This window comes from Cellulosimicrobium protaetiae (genome assembly GCF_009708005.2).
In the GTDB taxonomy this organism is placed as follows: domain Bacteria; phylum Actinomycetota; class Actinomycetes; order Actinomycetales; family Cellulomonadaceae; genus Cellulosimicrobium; species Cellulosimicrobium protaetiae.
The window spans coordinates 4,056,851-4,072,636 of record NZ_CP052757.1 but is presented as its reverse complement, the minus strand read 5'-3'; the positions used below and the strand labels follow the sequence as shown (position 1 = coordinate 4,072,636).

Sequence of the window (15,786 nt, the reverse complement as noted above, 5' to 3'; positions counted from 1 at the left end):
GGGGAACCGTCGAGCTCTAGCCTCTCCTGACCAGCCACAGCGTCTCGTCGCCGTCGTCGTCGACCCAGGACCCGGCGTCGACGTAACCGAGCCGGCGCAGGAGGCGCAGGGACGCCCCGTTCTCCGGCGCGACGGTCGCATGGACGGCGCCCAGCCCGAGGGTCTCCAGCCCGTGCTTCGTGATGCCCGCCGCGATCTCGGTGCCGAAGCCACGACCCCACGCGTCGGGAACGAGGGCGTAGACCAGCTCGTGGCCGTCGACGTGCGGGTCGGGGCTCGGCTTGAGCTCGCCGTGGCCGACGTAGACGTCGCCCGCCCAGATCGCCCAGATGTCCCAGGCGGGCTCCGCGGTGACGACCGAGCGGAACACCTCGCGGAGCGGTCGGGTGGGAACGCCCATCCAGCGGGTGACCCGGGGGTCGCCGAGGATCCCGACGAAGTGGTCCTCGTCCTCGGGGGCGTAGGCGCGGAGCGCGAGGCGGTCGGTGACGACGTCGGTCATGGGCGAACCGTAACGCGCGTCTCGCCGCGGTCCCGCGGATTCTCATGGACGGCTCCGGCCGTGCACCGGGAGGACGCGGCGGCGAGGGGTCGAGCGCCGCGCTCCGTGCGCGGTCGCCGTCAGCCCTTGACCATGCTCGCGCGGGTGATGAGGCCGTCGCGGACCTCGAACGTCGCGACGGTCTCGCCGGTGCCGTTCGACGTCGTGACGAGCTCGCGCGCGACGAGCCAGCGGTCGCCGAACGTCACGGACGCGTCGATGACGCAGTGCAGCGCCGTGTCCTCGAACCGGCTCGCGTAGAACGCGCGCAGGGCCTCGCGGCCGACGATCGGCTCGGGCGTCACGCCGCTGACGACGGCGTCGCGCGCGTAGGTCGCGCAGAAGCCGTCGAGGTCGCGGACGTTGAAGGCGTCGACCTGGGCGGTGACGACGGCGGACGGGGACGTGCTCATGGGTGCCTCCTCGGGCAGGGGGTGGGCGCGGTGTGCGGGGCGTCAGTCGATCCGGACGCCGCCGTTGACGTCGTACGTCGCGCCCGTGACGAACCCGGCGCGCGGGGAGGCGAGCGACGCGACGACCCAGGCGACGTCGTCGGGCGTGCCGAAGTCCCCGAGGGGGATGGACGCGGTGAGCCCGGCGCGCGCGTCGGGGGTGAGCTGGTCGGTGATGGCGCTCGTCACGGGGCCGGGCGTCACGGCGTTCACGCGGATGCCCTCGCTCGCGAGGATGCGCGCGAACGAACGCGTGATCGCGAGGATCGCGGCCTTGCTCGCGGCGTAGTGCACGCCGGTCTTGAGCGCGCCCTGCTCGCCCGCGATGGACGAGAGGTTGACGATCGCGCGGTCGCGCGCGGCCCGCTCGTCGGGCGTGACCGTGGCGCCGGTGGGCGACGGACGACCCGCGCGCAGCAGCGGGAGCGCGGCGCGCGACAGCACGAACGTGCCGCGCGCGTTGGTCTCCATGACCAAATCCCACTCGTCGAGCTCGATGTCGTCGAGCGCGCGGTAGGGGCACACGCCGCCGTTGTTGACGAGCACGTCGAGGCGTCCCCAGGCGTCGGTGACCTCGGCGACGAGCGCCTCGACTGACGCGGTGTCACGCAGGTCGAGGCGCGAGACGCGCGTCGCGGCGCCCTCCTCCTCGCAGCGGGCGGCGGTGGCGCGCGCGCCGGCCTCGCCGCCGGTGTACGTGAGCCAGACGTCGTGCCCGTCGCGCGCGAGCTGGAGGGCGGTGGCGGCACCGATGCCGGAGCTGGCGCCGGTGACGAGGGCGAGGCGGCGGCGGGCGCCGTCCGGGGCAAGGGTCATGAGCCCACGCTATAGCATCCGACCGGCCCGAGGGTTGGTCGAAGGTGCTATTTGCTATAGCATCCATCGCATGACAGCCGACACCGTCGTCATCACCGACTGCGACCTGCCCGGGACCGCGTGCGAGGACACCCTGACCGCCGCCGGGCTGCGGGCCGTGCGTGCCGCGGCGCGCACCGAGGACGAGGTGATCGCCGCCGTCGAGGAGGCCGCCGAGAGCGGGTCGGCACCCGCCGCGCTCGTCGTGCAGTGGGCTCCGATCACGGCCCGCGTGCTCGACGCCGTCGCCGGGCCGGGCGGGGTGCGCATGGTCTCGCGCATGGGCATCGGCTACGACATGGTCGACGTCGCGGCCGCCACCGAGCGCGGCGTCGCCGTCGCCAACACCCCGACCTACTGCATCGAGGAGGTCGCGAGCCACACGGTCGCGATGATCCTCACGCTCGACCGCGGCCTCGTCGCCTACGACCGCGCGCTGCGCGCCGGCACGTGGGCCCCGACGGCCCAGCACGCCGCGCGCCTGTCGAGCACCTCCGTCGCCGTGATCGGGTACGGGCGGATCGGCTCCGAGGTCGCGCGCTCCGCCCGCGCGCTCGGCTACCGCGTGCTCGTGCACGACCCGTTCGTCGACCCGCAGGCCGTGGCGTCCGACGGGCACGAGGCCGTGGGGATCGACGAGGCCGTCGCGCGCGCCGACGTCATCACGCTCCACGCGCCGCTCACGGACACGACGCGCCACCTGCTCGACGCCCGCACCCTCGCGGCCGCGAAGCCCGGCGTGCGCGTGGTCAACACGTGCCGCGGGCCGCTCATCGACGAGGACGCGCTCGCCGACGCGCTCGCGTCCGGCCACGTCGGCTCCGCCGCGCTCGACGTCTACGCGACCGAGCCGCTGCCCGCGGACTCGCGCCTGCGCACCCTGGACAACGTGCTGCTCACCCCGCACGCCGCGTGGTTCTCGCCCGAGGCCATGCAGGACCTCCCCGTGCACACCGCGCGCAACGCCGTCGACTTCCTCGCGGGCCGCCCCGTGCCGTCGATCGTGAACCCGGACCACGCGCGCGCCCTCGCCTGAGAACGCGCACACTGCTCTCGCCGCGGCGTCCGCAGCACGCCGCGGTCGGTCCGCCCGCCCCAGATCTAGGAGACCCACCCGTGCACCTCGTCCGACTCGGCCCCCTCGGCCAGGAGCGTCCCGCCGTCCGCGAGGACGGGGTCGTCTACTCGCTCGAACCGCTCACCGCCGAGATCGACGGCGCGTTCCTCGCGGCCGACGGCGTCGGCCGGGTCCGCGCGGCGCTCGCCGCGGGTGCGCTCCCCGTGCTCGACGGCGCCGACGAGCTGCGCGTCGGCCCGCCCGTCGCGCGGCCCACGGCCGTCGTGTGCATCGGGATGAACTACGCCGAGCACGCCGCCGAGTCCGGCTCGACGCCGCCCGACGTCCCGATCGTCTTCTGGAAGCACTCGAACACCGTCGTCGGCCCGAACGACGACGTCCTCGTGCCGCCCGGCGCGACGACCGTCGACTGGGAGGTCGAGCTTGGCGTCGTGATCGGACGCCGGGCGCGCTACCTGTCGTCACCCGAAGAGGCGATGGACCACGTCGCGGGCTACGTCCTCTCCCATGACGTCTCCGAGCGCGACTACCAGATGAAGGTCTCCGGCGGGCAGTGGTCCAAGGGCAAGAGCTGCGAGACGTTCAACCCGCTCGGCCCGTGGCTCGTGCCCGCCGACGAGGTGGACGTCCAGAACCTCGGGCTCCGGTCCTGGGTCAACGGCGAGGCCCGCCAGGACTCGACGACGGCCGACATGATCTTCGACGTCGCGTACCTCGTGCACCACCTGTCGCAGTACATGGTCCTCGAGCCCGGCGACCTCATCAACACCGGCACGCCCCAGGGCGTCGCGCTCTCGGGCCGCTTCCCGTACCTGCACGACGGCGACGTCGTCACGCTGGAGATCGACGGCCTGGGCCGCGCCGAGCAGCGCGTGCGCGACGCCGTCCGCTGAGCCTCGACGGCCGCCTGCCCGGCCCCCTCCCGCTCAGCCGGAGAACGGTAGCGTGGGCAGGCCACGCACTCCGGGTCGCGCGACGTACAGCGACCCCGACGCGGCCTCGTCCGGGTCGGGCGTCCCGAAGCCCTGGCGCGACGTCGTGACGTACAGCTCGTCGAGCCCGTCGCCGCCGAACGCGCACGCGCTGACCTGCGACACCGGGAGCGGGACGACGGCGTCGAGCGTGCCGTCGGGGGAGTAGCGGCGGACGGCGGCGCCGCCCCAGAGCGCGACCCAGACACCGCCCTCGGCGTCGACCGCGATCCCGTCGGGCAGGCCGTCGGACGGGTCGACCGTCACGAACGGGCGCCGCCGCACGAGCCCCCGCGGGTCCTCCTCAGCGGGCACGACGTCGAGGACGTCGACGCGGTGCGTGAGCGAGTCCGTCCAGTAGGCGCGCGACCCGTCGGGGGAGAAGGCGAGCCCGTTCGCGCACGTCACGTCCTCGACGACGACGCGCGACGTCCCGTCCGCCTCGACGCGGAACAGCGCGCTCGCGCCCGGGCGTGCGCCGTCGGCCATGCCGCCCGCGTAGAACGCGCCGTCGGGCCCGGCCGCGCCCTCGTTGAGGCGGACCGTCGGGTCGTCGAAGAGCGCCGGGAGCGGGCGCACGGGCGAGTCGTCGGAGTCCGCGACCACGAGCCCGCGCGCGAGCCCGACGACGAACCCGCCGCCGGTCCGCGGCCGCACCACGGCCGCGTGGTCGCCCACGTGGAGGCGGTCGACGGCGCCGTCCGCGCGCAGCGTGAGCAGGTCGCCCGCGAGCATGTCGAGCCAGCGCAGCCCGCCCCACGACGGCGACCACACCGGCCCCTCCCCGTGGTGCGCGACGGGTCCGGTGACGTTCTCCACGGTGATCTGGGGCACCGGACCATCCTCCCCGACGCGCGCGGCGAGGCCGGACACCGAGGCCGGAGACGAGGTGCGGGACGTCTGCCACACTCGGACGTCGAGATGGTCCGGGTCGAGTGCTCTCGCCCGGGAACTGGGACGAGGGGGACGAATGAACCGGTGGGTCGCGGTCGTGCTGATGGTCGCGGGTGTCGCGCTCGGGGTCGTCGGGCTCGTGGTGGGGTACACGATGGGCGTGATCGCCGACAACCCGCTCGCCGAGGACGGTGTGTCCCGGTCCCAGGTGCGCGTCATGGCCCTGTGCGTGTTGAGCACGGTGGTGATCGGTGGCGTGGTGGCCCTCCTCGGGCTCGTGGGCGTTCTCGGTCGGCGCACGACGCCGGGGAAGCTGCAGGAGAGCCGGAGTAGGGTGGACGCATGATCACGCAGAGCTGGTGGTGGCTGCCCCCGCAGCCGTGACCAGTCCTGCCCACGTCCCGAGCTGCGCGCCGCAGCCGGGACGTCGTCATGTCCGGGCCCTCCCGACCAGGACGCGGCGCGCGGCTCCCCACCGAAGGAGAGCCCCCATGACCACCACCCTCGCCCCGACCGGGGCGGCCCTCCCCGACGACGCCACCGCGGCGCCGTCGCCCGCCCTGCCGGCCTCGACGGCGTCCGTCGCGACCGCCCGCGAGCGGTCCGCCCAGATCGAGGCCCGCCTCGCGACCGACCCGTCAGGGTTCCGCGTCCTCACCGGCGACCGCCCCACCGGCGCGCTGCACCTCGGCCACTACGTCGCGACCCTGGCGAACCGCGTGCGGCTCCAGGACGACGGCGTCGAGGTCGTGCTCGTCGTCGCCGACTACCAGGTCATCACCGACCGCGACGACGCCGGCGACCTGCCCGCGACCGTGCGGGAGGTCGTCCTCGACTACCTCGCGGCGGGGGTCGACCCCGCCCGCACGACGATCTTCACGCACTCCGCGGTGCCCGCGCTCAACCAGCTCCTGCTGCCGTTCCTCAGCCTCGTCACGACGGCCGAGATCGAGCGCAACCCGACGGTGAAGGCCGAGGCGGTCGCCGCGGCGGCCCGGCAGGGTCGGCCCATGAGCGGCCTGCTGTTCACCTACCCCGTGCACCAGGCGGCCGACATCCTGTTCTGTCACGGCAACCTCGTGCCCGGCGGGCAGGACCAGCTCCCGCACGTGGAGATCACCCGCACGATCGCCCGGCGCTTCAACCAGCGCTACGCCGCCGCGCAGCCGTACTTCCCCGAGCCCGACGTGCTGCTCGCGCCCGCGCCGACCGTGCTCGGCACCGACGGGCGCAAGATGAGCAAGTCCGCGGGCAACGCGCTCGAGCTGCGCGACGACGAGGACGCCACCGCGCGCTTCGTCCGGCGCCACCGCACCGACTCCGAGCGGCACGTCACCTACGAGCCCGAGCGGCGCCCGGAGGTGGCGAACCTCCTGACGCTCGGCGCGTTCGCCGCCGGGACGACGCCCGAGGCGCTCGCGGACGAGGTCGGCGCGGCGGGCGCGGGCCGGCTCAAGCAGGTCGTGACCGAGGCGCTGATCGAGCACCTGCGCCCCCTGCGCACCCGACGGCGCGCCCTCGCCGCCGGCGACGGCCCCGATCCGCTCGACGTGCTCCGCGAGGGCAACGCCCGCGCGAACGCGATCGCCGACCGCACCCTCGCCGACGTCCGCGACCTCATGGGCACGAGGTACTGACACGAGCCCGTCCTGCCGAACGATGCGCTTCGGCGCGAGTGCTGCACGGGGGAGCGCAGGGCTCGCGCCGGAGCGCATCGTCCGGGCGGTGCCCGGTGGGCTAGGCGCCGAGGCGGTCGCGCAGGCGCGCGAGCTGCGCCCACAGCTCGTCGGGGACGCGGTTGCCGAACGTGTCGAAGAACTCGGCGGTCAGCTCGGCCTCGGCGAGCCACTGCTCGGGCGAGACCTCGAACAGCGCGTCGAGGTCGCCGTCGTCCATGTGCAGGCCGCCGAGCTCGAGAGCGCCCGGCGCGGGGAGCAGGCCGACGGGGCTCTTGACTGCGCCGCAGTCGGTGCGCACGCCGCGCGAGCGGTCCACCTGCGCCGCGATCCACGCGAGGACGCGCGAGTTCTCACCGAACCCCGGCCACAGGAAGCGGCCGTCGGCGTCCTTGCGGAACCAGTTGACCTGGAAGATCTTGGGGCGCTTGTCGGGGTCGAGCGACGCGCCGACGCGCAGCCAGTGCGCCCAGTGGTCGGCCATGTTGTAGCCGCAGAAGGGCAGCATCGCGAACGGGTCGCGGCGCAGCGCGCCGACGGTGCCCTCGGCGGCCGCGGTCTGCTCGGAGGAGATGGTGGCGCCCATGAAGACGCCGTGCTCCCAGCCGTACGCCTGCGCGACGAGCGGGACGTTGGTCGCGCGGCGGCCGCCGAAGACGATCGCGTCGATCGGGACGCCGTCGGGGTCCTCCCACGAGTCGGCGATCGTCGGGCACTGCGCGGCGGAGACGGTGAACCGCGAGTTGGGGTGCGCGGCGGGTCGGCCGGAGTCGGGCGTCCAGTCCTGGCCGGTCCAGTCGGTCAGGTGCGCGGGCGGCTCGGGGGTCAGGCCCTCCCACCACACGTCGCCGTCGTCGGTGAGCGCGACGTTCGTGAAGATCGTGTCCCGCGCGAACGTCTCGACGGCGGCGGGGTTGGTGTCGACGCCGGTCCCGGGCGCAACCCCGAAGAACCCGGCCTCGGGGTTGATGGCGCGCAGGCGGCCGTCGGGGCCGCGGCGCAGCCACGCGATGTCGTCGCCGATGGTCTCGACGGTCCAGCCGGGGATCGTCGGGCGCAGCATCGCGAGGTTCGTCTTGCCGCACGCGGACGGGAAGGCTGCGGCGAGGTGGTACGCGCGGCCCTCGGGCGACGTCGCGCGGATGAGGAGCATGTGCTCGGCGAGCCAGCCCTCGTCGCGCGCCATGGCGGACGCGATGCGCAGCGCGAAGCACTTCTTCCCGAGCAGGGCGTTGCCGCCGTACCCGGAGCCGTACGACCAGATCTCCCGCGTCTCGGGGAAGTGGACGATGTACTTGGTGTCGTTGCACGGCCACGGGACGTCCTCGGCGACGGCGCCCGTGTCGTCCACGAGGGGCGCGCCCACCGAGTGGACGGCCGGCACGAACGGGGCGCCGGCGTCGATGAGGTCCATGACCTCCTGGCCGACGCGCGTCATGATCCCCATGCTCACGACGACGTACGGCGAGTCGGTGACCTCGATGCCCACCTGGGAGAGGGGGCCGCCCACCGGTCCCATCGAGAACGGCACGACGTACATCGTGCGGCCGCGCATGGAGCCCTCGAACACGGTGCGGAGCTCGGCGCGCATCGCCTCGGGCTCGCGCCAGTTGTTCGTCGGGCCGGCGTCGACCTCGTCGCGCGAGCAGATGAACGTGCGCGACTCGACGCGCGCGACGTCGCTCGGGTCGGACCGCGCGAGGTAGCTGCCCGGACGCAGCTCGGGGTCGAGGGGGAGCAGCGTCCCGCCGTCGACGAGGAGGTCGGTGAGCCGCTGCTTCTCCTCCGCGGAGCCGTCGCACCACACGATCGCGTCCGGCTCGGTGAGGTTCGCGATCTCGCGCACCCACGCGCGGGCGTCGCGAGGGCGCGGGTCGTGGCTCGGGGAACCGAGGCGCGCGCCGGACGCCGAGCCGAACGTCGCCGACAGGCCCGCGACGTCGGTCTCGACGTCGTCGAGCAGCGCGGCGGACCGCGTGCGGCGGCGGGTCGTCGGGTTCGCAGCAGTGCGGGCGGCAACGGTCATCGGGTGCTCCTCGGTCGGCGGTGGCCTCGTGCTCCTTCCACCCTCGCGCCGCGCCCGTAGAGATTTCCAACCAGATCGCTGTGAAGATCACCTGATCTTGACGTACTGTCAAGCCATGGTCAGCACGACGTCGTCCGGTCGCCCTGACGGTCGTCCCGGGTCCGGACCGGGCGAGCCGCCGCAGCCCGAGCCGCAGGCGGACCTCCTCACGCTCGGTCGCCGTCTGCGCCACTTCCGCACGACCCGCGGCCTCACGCTCGACGCGCTCGGTGAGGCGGTCGGCACCGCCCCGAGCCTGCTGTCGATGATCGAGAACGGGCGCCGCGAGCCGCGGCTGTCGCTCCTCCAGCATCTCGCGCAGGCGCTCGACGTGCCGCTGACCGACCTGCTCACGGACGAGCCGCCGTCGCGCCGGGCCGCGCTGGAGATCGCGCTCGACCGCGCGCAGCGGGGGCCGTTGTTCGCCGGGCTGGGTCTGCCGTCCGTGAAGGCGAGCCAGAAGCTCCCCCTGCCGGTCCTGGAGAACCTCGTCGGCCTGCACACCGAGCTCCAGCGCCGTGCGACCGAGGCCGTCGCGACCCCCGAGGAGGCGCGCCGCGCCAACACCGAGCTGCGGCTCGAACGGCAGGCGCGCGACAACTACTACCCGGGCATCGAGGAGCTCGCGGAGGAGATGGCGCGCAAGGCCGGGTACACGGTCGGCGCGCTCACGCACCGCACCGTCGCGCGCATGGCCGAGCAGCTCGGCTTCACGATCTGGCACGTCGACGACCTGCCGCACTCGACGCGCACCGTCACCGACCTGGAGAACGGGCGCATCTACCTGCCGCCCGCGTCCATCCCCGGCGGGCACGGCCTGCGCTCGCTCGCGCTCCAGGCGATCGCGCACCGCGTGCTCGGGCACGAGCGGCCGCGTTCGTATGCGGAGTTCCTGCGCCAGCGCGTCGAGATCACCTACTTCGCGGCGTGCTGCCTCATCCCGCAGTCCGCCGCCGTCGAGTTCCTCGAGCGGCGCAAGCGCGAGAAGGACCTCGCGGTCGAGGACCTCCGCGACGCGTTCGGCGTGACGCACGAGGCCGCCGCACAGCGCTTCACCAACCTCGCGACCGTGCACCTCGGCATCCCGCTGCACTTCCTGCGCGTGGGCGACGACGGCGCGCTGTTCCGCGGGTACGAGAACGACGGCCTGCCCCTGCCCGCCGACGTGACGGGCGCGATCGAGGGCCAGATGGTCTGCCGGAAGTGGGCCGTCCGGGAGGCGTTCACGCGCCGCGACCGGGCGCAGGAGTCGTACCAGTACACCGACACCCCGGCGGGGACGTTCTGGTGCTCGACCCAGACCGGCACGACGACGACCGGCCAGTTCTCGATCGCCGTCGGCGTGCCGTTCGCGTCGGCCAAGTGGTTCCGCGGCCGCGACACGGCCGTGCGGCGCCAGTCGTCGTGCCCGGACGAGTCGTGCTGCCGTCGCCCCGCGGCCGACGCGGCGACGCGCTGGGAGGACGCCTCCTGGCCCAGCGCCCGCATGCACCAGCACGTGCTCTCCGCGCTCCCGTCCGGCGCCTTCCCGGGCGTCGACGCCACGGAGGTCTACGCGTTCCTCGCCAAGCACGCCCCGTCACCGGGCCCCCGCTGAGTGCATGAAATAGTCGCGTCCGCGGCCCGCGGACGCGACTATTTCATGCACTCAGCGGGTGGGGAGGGGGCCGCCGCGGGCGGCCAGGCGGTCGCGCAGGCGGGAGAAGACGTCGCCGGTGCGCAGGCCGTCGTGCTCGTGCTCGTTCGTCACCCAGGTGCGGACGTTTCCCACGCGGGTCGCCGTCTCGAGCGACAGGCCGGCGTCGACGAACATGTCGTCGAAGTACACCGCCGCCTCGACCGGCACCTCGTTGCGGGCCAGCACGTCGAGGTCGTACAGGTCCGGCCAGCTCTCGCGGGCGGCGAGCGCCTCCGCCGCCGCGCGGAAGGGGCGCAGCGCGGCGACCTCGTCGAACATCCAGGGGTAGATCATCTCGCCGGTCAGCAGCAGCGGCCGCGCCGCCGGGTCGAACGCCGGGTCCTCGGCGCGCACGGCCTCGGCGGCCCAGCCGGTGGGCCCGGTGCCGGACTGCGCGTAGATCGACTCATGCAGGACGGCGTAGAGCGGGTTCGTGCGGAACGACGTCGCCGCGGCAACCTCCGCGAGGAACGTGTCGGTGAGCTCGCCGGGCGCGTCGGCGTCGAACGCCTCGTCGAGGACCCAGTGGATGCGCTCGGGCCCGGGCTTCATCCCGAGGTCCATGCCGAGCGTCTGGAGCCGGCGCACGGTCAGCGCGTCGCCGTCGGGCAGCCGCACGTCGCCCGCCGCGACCCGGTCCGCCACGCGCGCGAGGCGGGCCGCGTCGTCGGGGTAGCGCTCGCGGTACGCGGCGTTCTTCGCGACGACGCGCGGCTGGGTACGCCGGTAGACCTCGCGCGCGTCCGCCGTCAGCCCCGGCAACCCGCCGGTGACGTAGCACGCGGTGAGCGCCTCGGGTGCTCGGGACAGGTAGGTCATCGTGAGGAAGCCGCCGTACGACTGGCCGAGCGACGACCAGCGCCGCCCGCCGTAGACGGTGCGCCGCACGTGCTCCGCGTCGGCGACGATCGCGTCCGCACGGAAGTGCGCCAGGTGGTCGGCCTGGGCGGCGCCCGTCCCGCGGGCCGCGAGCGCCGCGCCCCGCACCGCCGAGGAGCGCCCGGTCCCGCGCTGGTCCAGCAGCACCACGCGGTGCGTCTCCAGGGCGGTGCCGACCCAGCCGTCTGGGCCGGTGGGGCGCGGTCCCTTGCCGCCGGGGCCGCCCTGGAGGAAGACGAGCAGCGGCAGGTCGTCGGAACGCCGCACCGGGTCGACGAGCTCGCGCACGAACACGGTCAGGCGGCGCGGGTCGCCGTCGTCGCCCCAGACGAGCGGCACCTCGAGCTCGCGGTCGGTGACGTGGATCCCGGGGACGGTGTAGCTGGTCTCGCGCACGACGCTCACGCGCTCACCCTAACCAGGGGTGTCGCGCACGGCGACGACGACCTTCCCCAGCGCGCGCCCCTCACCGTGCAGCGTGAGCGCGGCGGGCACGTCCGCGAAGGCGAACGTGCGGTCGACGTGGATCTCGACGTCGCCGGCGACGCACAGGTCGGCGAGGGGCGCGAAGTGGCGCGGACCCTGCCGCACGAGGAGGACGCCGAGCCGCGCACCGGTCAGCGCGCCCAGGACGGGCCCGACGGTGAGCATGCGGAGCAGCGTCCGCAGCGTGCCCCCGACCATCAGGCACCGACCGTGGCGGGCGAGCGCGCGCCGGTAGGCGAAGACCGACCGCTGGGCGACGAGGTCGACGACGAGGTCGTACGGGCCGGTCCGCGTGAAGTCGGTCCGCCGGTAGTCGATCACCTCGTGCGCGCCCAGCCGCCTGAGGAAGTCGAGCTTGCCCGCGTCGTCCACCGCGGTGACGCGCAGCCCCCGCGCGACCGCGAGCTGGACCATGAAGCTCCCGGACCCTCCTCCGGCGCCGTTGACGAGCACCCGCGCCTCCGGATGCGCCCGCGCGAGGGCCTGCAGCGCGATGCCGCCCGCCTGCGGGATCGTGGACGCCTGGGCGAAGGTCAGCCCCGGGGGCTTGCGCGCCACCGCCTGCTCCGGCATCACCACGTACTGGGCGAACCCGCCGCGGCGCGGGAGGTTGTCGCCGTAGACGTCGTCCCCCGGGCGGAAGCGTGTGACGCCGTCGCCGACCGCGACCACGCGACCGGCGACGTCGGACCCCAGGACGTGGGTGCGCGGCGCGCGGAGACCGTCGAGGCGGGCGTAGCCCGGGCTGCCTCGCAGCGCCTCCCAGTCCGACAGGTTCACGGACGCCGCGACGACCTCGACGAGCACCTCTCCCGTCCCTGCCGCAGGGGTCGGCAGGTCACGGAGCCGGAGCTCGTCGACGCCGCCGTACCGCTCGTAGACCCACGCGCGCACCTGACCACCGTAGGGACTCGTCCGGGCGGGAGCGACCCCGGCGGCGCAGGTCGGCGGCGCGCAGCCCTCAGAGCTCGACGGTCTCGTTCTCCCCGCCCTCGTACGGGCGCCCGGTGACCTTCGCCTTGACGAGGCTGAAGAGCGTCGCGACGCGGCCGCCGGGGGAGTCCCAGTACTCGGCGGACTCGGCGTGCAGCCGGATGAGCACGACGCCGGGAGTGTCCGGACCGTCGGGGAACCACGCGTCGGCGACGGCGTTCCAGAGCTCGCGGATCTTGTCCGGGTCGTGCACGAGCGTGGCGCGCCCGGAGAGCGACACCCACGAGCTCGTCCCGGAGAACGCGGCGTTGGCGGCGGAGTCGCGCGCGATCTCCGCGACCTTGTGGGAGTCCGTCGCGGCGAAGAACCACAGGTCGCCGTCGAAGTCGACGGCCTGCACGCCCATGGGCCGGCTGACGAGGCCCCCGTCCTCCGCGATGGTCGTGAGCATGGCGATCCGCTCGTCCTTGACGAGCTCGCGGACCTTCTCGACCTCGTCGGACCCGGCGTGCGGCAGCTCGTGGTGCGTGTCGGTCATGACGTCTCCCGTCGTGGCAGGCCGCCGTGTCGCGACCTCCTCCGACGCTAGGCAGGTGCCCGGTGGCTCGCCCGCCGGGCCGGGGACGACGGAGGGGCGGGGCGCACCCGGCGCCCCGCCCCTCCGCACGTGCCGCGTCCCGCGAAGGAAGCGGCGACGGGCCTACTGCTCGACGTCCTCGTCCACCCACTCGAACGTCTTCGTCACGGCCTTCTTCCAGTTCCGGTACAGGCGCTCGCGCTCGCCGGACTCCATCGACGGGCTCCAGCGCTTGTCCTCGGCCCAGTTGTCGATGACGTCCTGCTCGCCCTTCCAGAACCCGACGGCGATGCCCGCGGCGTACGCGGCGCCGAGCGCCGTGGTCTCGGCGACCTTGGGGCGCACGACGTCGACGCCGAGCTGGTCGGCCTGGAACTGCATGAGCAGCTCGTTGGCGACCATGCCGCCGTCGACGCGCAGCTCGGTGAGGTCGACGCCGGAGTCGGCGTTCATCGCGTCGAGCACCTCGCGCGTCTGGTACGCGGTCGCCTCGAGCGCGGCGCGCGCGATGTGGTTGCGGTTGACGTACCGCGTGAGGCCGACGAGCGCGCCACGTGCGTCGGAGCGCCAGTACGGGGCGAAGAGGCCGGAGAAGGCGGGCACGAAGTAGGCGCCGCCGTTGTCCTCGACCTTGCCGGCGAGCCACTCGACGTCGGGCGCGTCCTCGAACATGCCGAGGTTGTCGCGCAGCCACTGGATGAGCGAGCCGGTGACGGCGATCGATCCCTCGAGCGCGTACCGGGCAGGCTGGTCGCCGATCTTGTAGCAGACGGTCGTGAGCAGCCCGTTCTGGCTCATGACCTTCTCGGTGCCCGTGTTGAGCAGCATGAAGTTGCCCGTGCCGTAGGTGTTCTTGGCCTGCCCGACCTCGAAGCACGCCTGGCCGAACGTGGCGGCCTGCTGGTCGCCGAGGATGCCCGCGATCGGCACGCCCGGCAGGAGGCCCTGCTGGCGGCCGTGCCCGTAGACCTCGGAGGAGGACTTGATCTCGGGGAGCATGGACAGCGGGATGCCCATGTCGGCGGCGATGTCCTCGCGCCAGGAGAGCGTGTCGAGGTCCATGAGCATGGTGCGCGACGCGTTGGTCACGTCGGTGACGTGCACGCCGCCGTTGACGCCACCCGTGAGGTTCCACAGCGTCCACGTGTCGGTGTTGCCGAACAGCAGGTCGCCCGCCTCGGCCTTCTCGCGCGCGCCCTCGACGTTGTCGAGGATCCACTTGACCTTGGGGCCGGAGAAGTAGGTCGCGAGCGGGAGCCCGACGATCGCCTTGTACTTCTCGGGGCCGTCGGAGCCGCCCAGCTCGTCGACGATCTTCTGCGTGCGCGTGTCCTGCCAGACGATCGCGTTGTAGACCGGCTTGCCCGTGGTCTTGTCCCACACGACGGCCGTCTCGCGCTGGTTGGTGATGCCGACCGCCGCGATGTCCTGGTGCGTGACGTTGGCGCGGGTCAGCGCGAGGCCCACGGCCTCGCGGACGTTGTTCCAGATCTGCTCCGGGTTGTGCTCCACCCACCCTGCGCGCGGGAAGATCTGGTCGTGCTCGAGCTGCCCGGTGGAGACGATCTCCCCGGAGTGGTTGAAGACGATGGCCCGGGAGCTCGTGGTCCCCTGGTCGATGGCGAGAACGTAGTCGGCCATGGTGCGTTCAGTCCTTCACGTCGGTGTGGTGTGCGTGGTGGGTGCCCCGCCGCCCGACGGCGGCAGGTCGCGTGACCGGGGAGGCCCCCGGCTCCCCGGTCACGCGGGGGAGAGTGCAGGTCGTCCGGGCCGGTCAGACCCAGGCGGCCCCGAGGAGGCCGGCGAGGACACCGCCGACCAGCGGACCCGCGACGGGGACCCAGGAGTAGGCCCAGTCGCTCGAGCCCTTGCCCTTGATCGGCAGCAGCGCGTGCGCGATGCGGGGACCGAGGTCACGGGCAGGGTTGATGGCGTACCCGGTGGGACCACCGAGGCTCGCGCCGATGCCGACCACGATGAGCGCGACGGCGAGCGGCCCGAGGCCGGACGGCGTCTTGCCGGACGCCACGACGAAGAACACGAGCACGAAGGTCGCCAGGACCTCGGTGACGAAGTTCCACCCGTAGGAGCGGATCTCCGGACCGGTCGAGAAGACGGCGAGCTTGGTCGCGCCCGGGGCGTCCTCGTCGAAGTGCTTCTTGTACGCGAGGAACGCGAGGACGGCGCCGACGAAGGCACCGATCATCTGCGCACCGAAGTACATGAACATGTTGCCGACCGTCGGCTCGATGCTCGCCGTGAGCACGCCCTCCGGACCGGTGACCGAGTAGAAGGGCTCCTGCGCCGTGAAGAGGCCGATCGTCACGGCGGGGTTGAGGTGCGCGCCCGACTTGAAGGCGACGTACACACCGGCGAAGACCGCGAGGCCCCATCCGAAGTTGATGAGGAGCCAGCCGCCGTTGAAGCCCTTCGTCTTCGGCAGGATGACGTTCGCGACGACGCCCGCACCGAGGAGGATCAGGGTCGCCGTGCCGAGGATCTCGGACCAGAAGGCGTTCATGAGGAGTTGATCCATCGTGCTCTCTCTTTCGTGGTGGACTTCTCTGTCTCAACCGTCCCGGCGCGCCTGAGCGCCGGGTCCTCGGGTCGGTCCGCCGACGGCGTGCGCCCCGTGAGGTCGTGGTGCGAGGTGAGCCGGGCGCCGTCCCCTGCCGGACGGCGCCCGTGCTCGTTCGCGAGC

General features: G+C 73.5%; 15 protein-coding genes. 5 read left to right on the top strand and 10 right to left on the bottom strand.

Features of this window, described 5'->3' with window-relative positions; genetic code table 11:
- Positions 1-16 precede the first annotated feature (16 nt).
- From FIC82_RS17555 to FIC82_RS17545, 3 genes are all read right to left on the bottom strand, one after another.
- Positions 17-502 carry a GNAT family N-acetyltransferase gene (locus FIC82_RS17555; RefSeq protein WP_154799350.1) on the bottom strand — a complete coding sequence of 162 codons (486 nt, stop codon included), beginning with the start codon at positions 500-502 and terminating at the stop codon, positions 17-19.
- A 119-nt stretch (positions 503-621) separates the two neighbouring features.
- Positions 622-954 (bottom strand): nuclear transport factor 2 family protein, encoded by a 333-nt coding sequence (locus FIC82_RS17550; protein ID WP_154799349.1) that lies wholly within the window; start codon positions 952-954, stop codon positions 622-624.
- Between the two features lie 42 nt (positions 955-996).
- On the bottom strand, positions 997-1,809 hold the full coding sequence (locus FIC82_RS17545; protein WP_154799348.1) for an SDR family NAD(P)-dependent oxidoreductase: 813 nt from the start codon (positions 1,807-1,809) through the stop codon (positions 997-999).
- A 70-nt stretch (positions 1,810-1,879) separates the two neighbouring features.
- Here FIC82_RS17545 and FIC82_RS17540 point away from each other — a divergent pair, with 70 nt between their 5' ends.
- A complete protein-coding gene (locus tag FIC82_RS17540; RefSeq protein ID WP_154799347.1) occupies positions 1,880-2,884 on the top strand; it encodes a C-terminal binding protein in 1,005 nt (334 codons plus the stop codon).
- A gap of 80 nt (positions 2,885-2,964) precedes the next feature.
- Complete coding sequence (locus FIC82_RS17535; RefSeq protein WP_168732053.1) at positions 2,965-3,819, top strand: fumarylacetoacetate hydrolase family protein; 855 nt, start codon at positions 2,965-2,967, stop codon at positions 3,817-3,819.
- Between the two features lie 33 nt (positions 3,820-3,852).
- Here the strand turns inward: FIC82_RS17535 and FIC82_RS17530 are convergent, their stop codons facing one another.
- Complete coding sequence (locus tag FIC82_RS17530) at positions 3,853-4,731, bottom strand: SMP-30/gluconolactonase/LRE family protein (RefSeq protein ID WP_336240099.1); 879 nt, start codon at positions 4,729-4,731, stop codon at positions 3,853-3,855.
- A 136-nt stretch (positions 4,732-4,867) separates the two neighbouring features.
- Between FIC82_RS17530 and FIC82_RS20890 the strand changes: the two genes are divergently transcribed.
- Both FIC82_RS20890 and trpS read left to right on the top strand, forming a co-directional pair.
- A complete protein-coding gene (locus FIC82_RS20890; protein WP_216609925.1) occupies positions 4,868-5,137 on the top strand; it encodes a hypothetical protein in 270 nt (89 codons plus the stop codon).
- 145 nt (positions 5,138-5,282) lie between these two features.
- Positions 5,283-6,428: a tryptophan--tRNA ligase gene (gene trpS / locus FIC82_RS17525; protein WP_154799345.1), complete on the top strand. Its 1,146-nt coding sequence runs from the start codon at positions 5,283-5,285 to the stop codon at positions 6,426-6,428.
- Between the two features lie 100 nt (positions 6,429-6,528).
- Here trpS and FIC82_RS17520 read toward each other — a convergent pair whose 3' ends face one another.
- A complete protein-coding gene (locus tag FIC82_RS17520; RefSeq protein ID WP_154799344.1) occupies positions 6,529-8,493 on the bottom strand; it encodes a phosphoenolpyruvate carboxykinase (GTP) in 1,965 nt (654 codons plus the stop codon).
- A gap of 115 nt (positions 8,494-8,608) precedes the next feature.
- Here FIC82_RS17520 and FIC82_RS17515 point away from each other — a divergent pair, with 115 nt between their 5' ends.
- Positions 8,609-10,129, top strand: a complete 1,521-nt coding sequence (locus FIC82_RS17515) for an XRE family transcriptional regulator (RefSeq protein WP_154799343.1) — start codon at positions 8,609-8,611, stop codon at positions 10,127-10,129.
- A gap of 51 nt (positions 10,130-10,180) precedes the next feature.
- Here the strand turns inward: FIC82_RS17515 and FIC82_RS17510 are convergent, their stop codons facing one another.
- The 5 genes from FIC82_RS17510 to FIC82_RS17490 all read right to left on the bottom strand — a co-directional run bounded on the left by FIC82_RS17510 (position 10,181) and on the right by FIC82_RS17490 (position 15,621).
- On the bottom strand, positions 10,181-11,485 hold the full coding sequence (locus FIC82_RS17510; protein WP_168732341.1) for an alpha/beta fold hydrolase: 1,305 nt from the start codon (positions 11,483-11,485) through the stop codon (positions 10,181-10,183).
- A gap of 18 nt (positions 11,486-11,503) precedes the next feature.
- On the bottom strand, positions 11,504-12,469 hold the full coding sequence (locus FIC82_RS17505) for an NAD(P)-dependent alcohol dehydrogenase (protein WP_168732052.1): 966 nt from the start codon (positions 12,467-12,469) through the stop codon (positions 11,504-11,506).
- Between the two features lie 67 nt (positions 12,470-12,536).
- Complete coding sequence (locus FIC82_RS17500; RefSeq protein WP_154799342.1) at positions 12,537-13,046, bottom strand: pyridoxamine 5'-phosphate oxidase family protein; 510 nt, start codon at positions 13,044-13,046, stop codon at positions 12,537-12,539.
- Positions 13,047-13,208: 162 nt separating this feature from the next.
- Positions 13,209-14,726, bottom strand: a complete 1,518-nt coding sequence (gene glpK / locus FIC82_RS17495; RefSeq protein WP_154799341.1) for a glycerol kinase GlpK — start codon at positions 14,724-14,726, stop codon at positions 13,209-13,211.
- Between the two features lie 133 nt (positions 14,727-14,859).
- Positions 14,860-15,621, bottom strand: coding sequence for an MIP/aquaporin family protein (locus FIC82_RS17490; protein WP_154799340.1), 762 nt, complete (start codon positions 15,619-15,621; stop codon positions 14,860-14,862).
- Positions 15,622-15,786 lie beyond the last annotated feature (165 nt).

Bases quoted from the DNA above. Each gene is read 5' to 3' on its own strand.
- FIC82_RS17555 (WP_154799350.1), bottom strand. From the start codon at position 502: ATGACCGACGTCGTCACCGACCGCCTCGCGCTCCGCGCCTACGCCCCC.
- FIC82_RS17550 (WP_154799349.1), bottom strand. From the start codon at position 954: ATGAGCACGTCCCCGTCCGCCGTCGTCACCGCCCAGGTCGACGCCTTC.
- FIC82_RS17545 (WP_154799348.1), bottom strand. From the start codon at position 1,809: ATGACCCTTGCCCCGGACGGCGCCCGCCGCCGCCTCGCCCTCGTCACC.
- FIC82_RS17540 (WP_154799347.1), top strand. From the start codon at position 1,880: ATGACAGCCGACACCGTCGTCATCACCGACTGCGACCTGCCCGGGACC.
- FIC82_RS20890 (WP_216609925.1), top strand. From the start codon at position 4,868: ATGAACCGGTGGGTCGCGGTCGTGCTGATGGTCGCGGGTGTCGCGCTC.
- trpS (WP_154799345.1), top strand. From the start codon at position 5,283: ATGACCACCACCCTCGCCCCGACCGGGGCGGCCCTCCCCGACGACGCC.
- FIC82_RS17520 (WP_154799344.1), bottom strand. From the start codon at position 8,493: ATGACCGTTGCCGCCCGCACTGCTGCGAACCCGACGACCCGCCGCCGC.
- FIC82_RS17515 (WP_154799343.1), top strand. From the start codon at position 8,609: ATGGTCAGCACGACGTCGTCCGGTCGCCCTGACGGTCGTCCCGGGTCC.
- FIC82_RS17500 (WP_154799342.1), bottom strand. From the start codon at position 13,046: ATGACCGACACGCACCACGAGCTGCCGCACGCCGGGTCCGACGAGGTC.
- glpK (WP_154799341.1), bottom strand. From the start codon at position 14,726: ATGGCCGACTACGTTCTCGCCATCGACCAGGGGACCACGAGCTCCCGG.
- FIC82_RS17490 (WP_154799340.1), bottom strand. From the start codon at position 15,621: ATGGATCAACTCCTCATGAACGCCTTCTGGTCCGAGATCCTCGGCACG.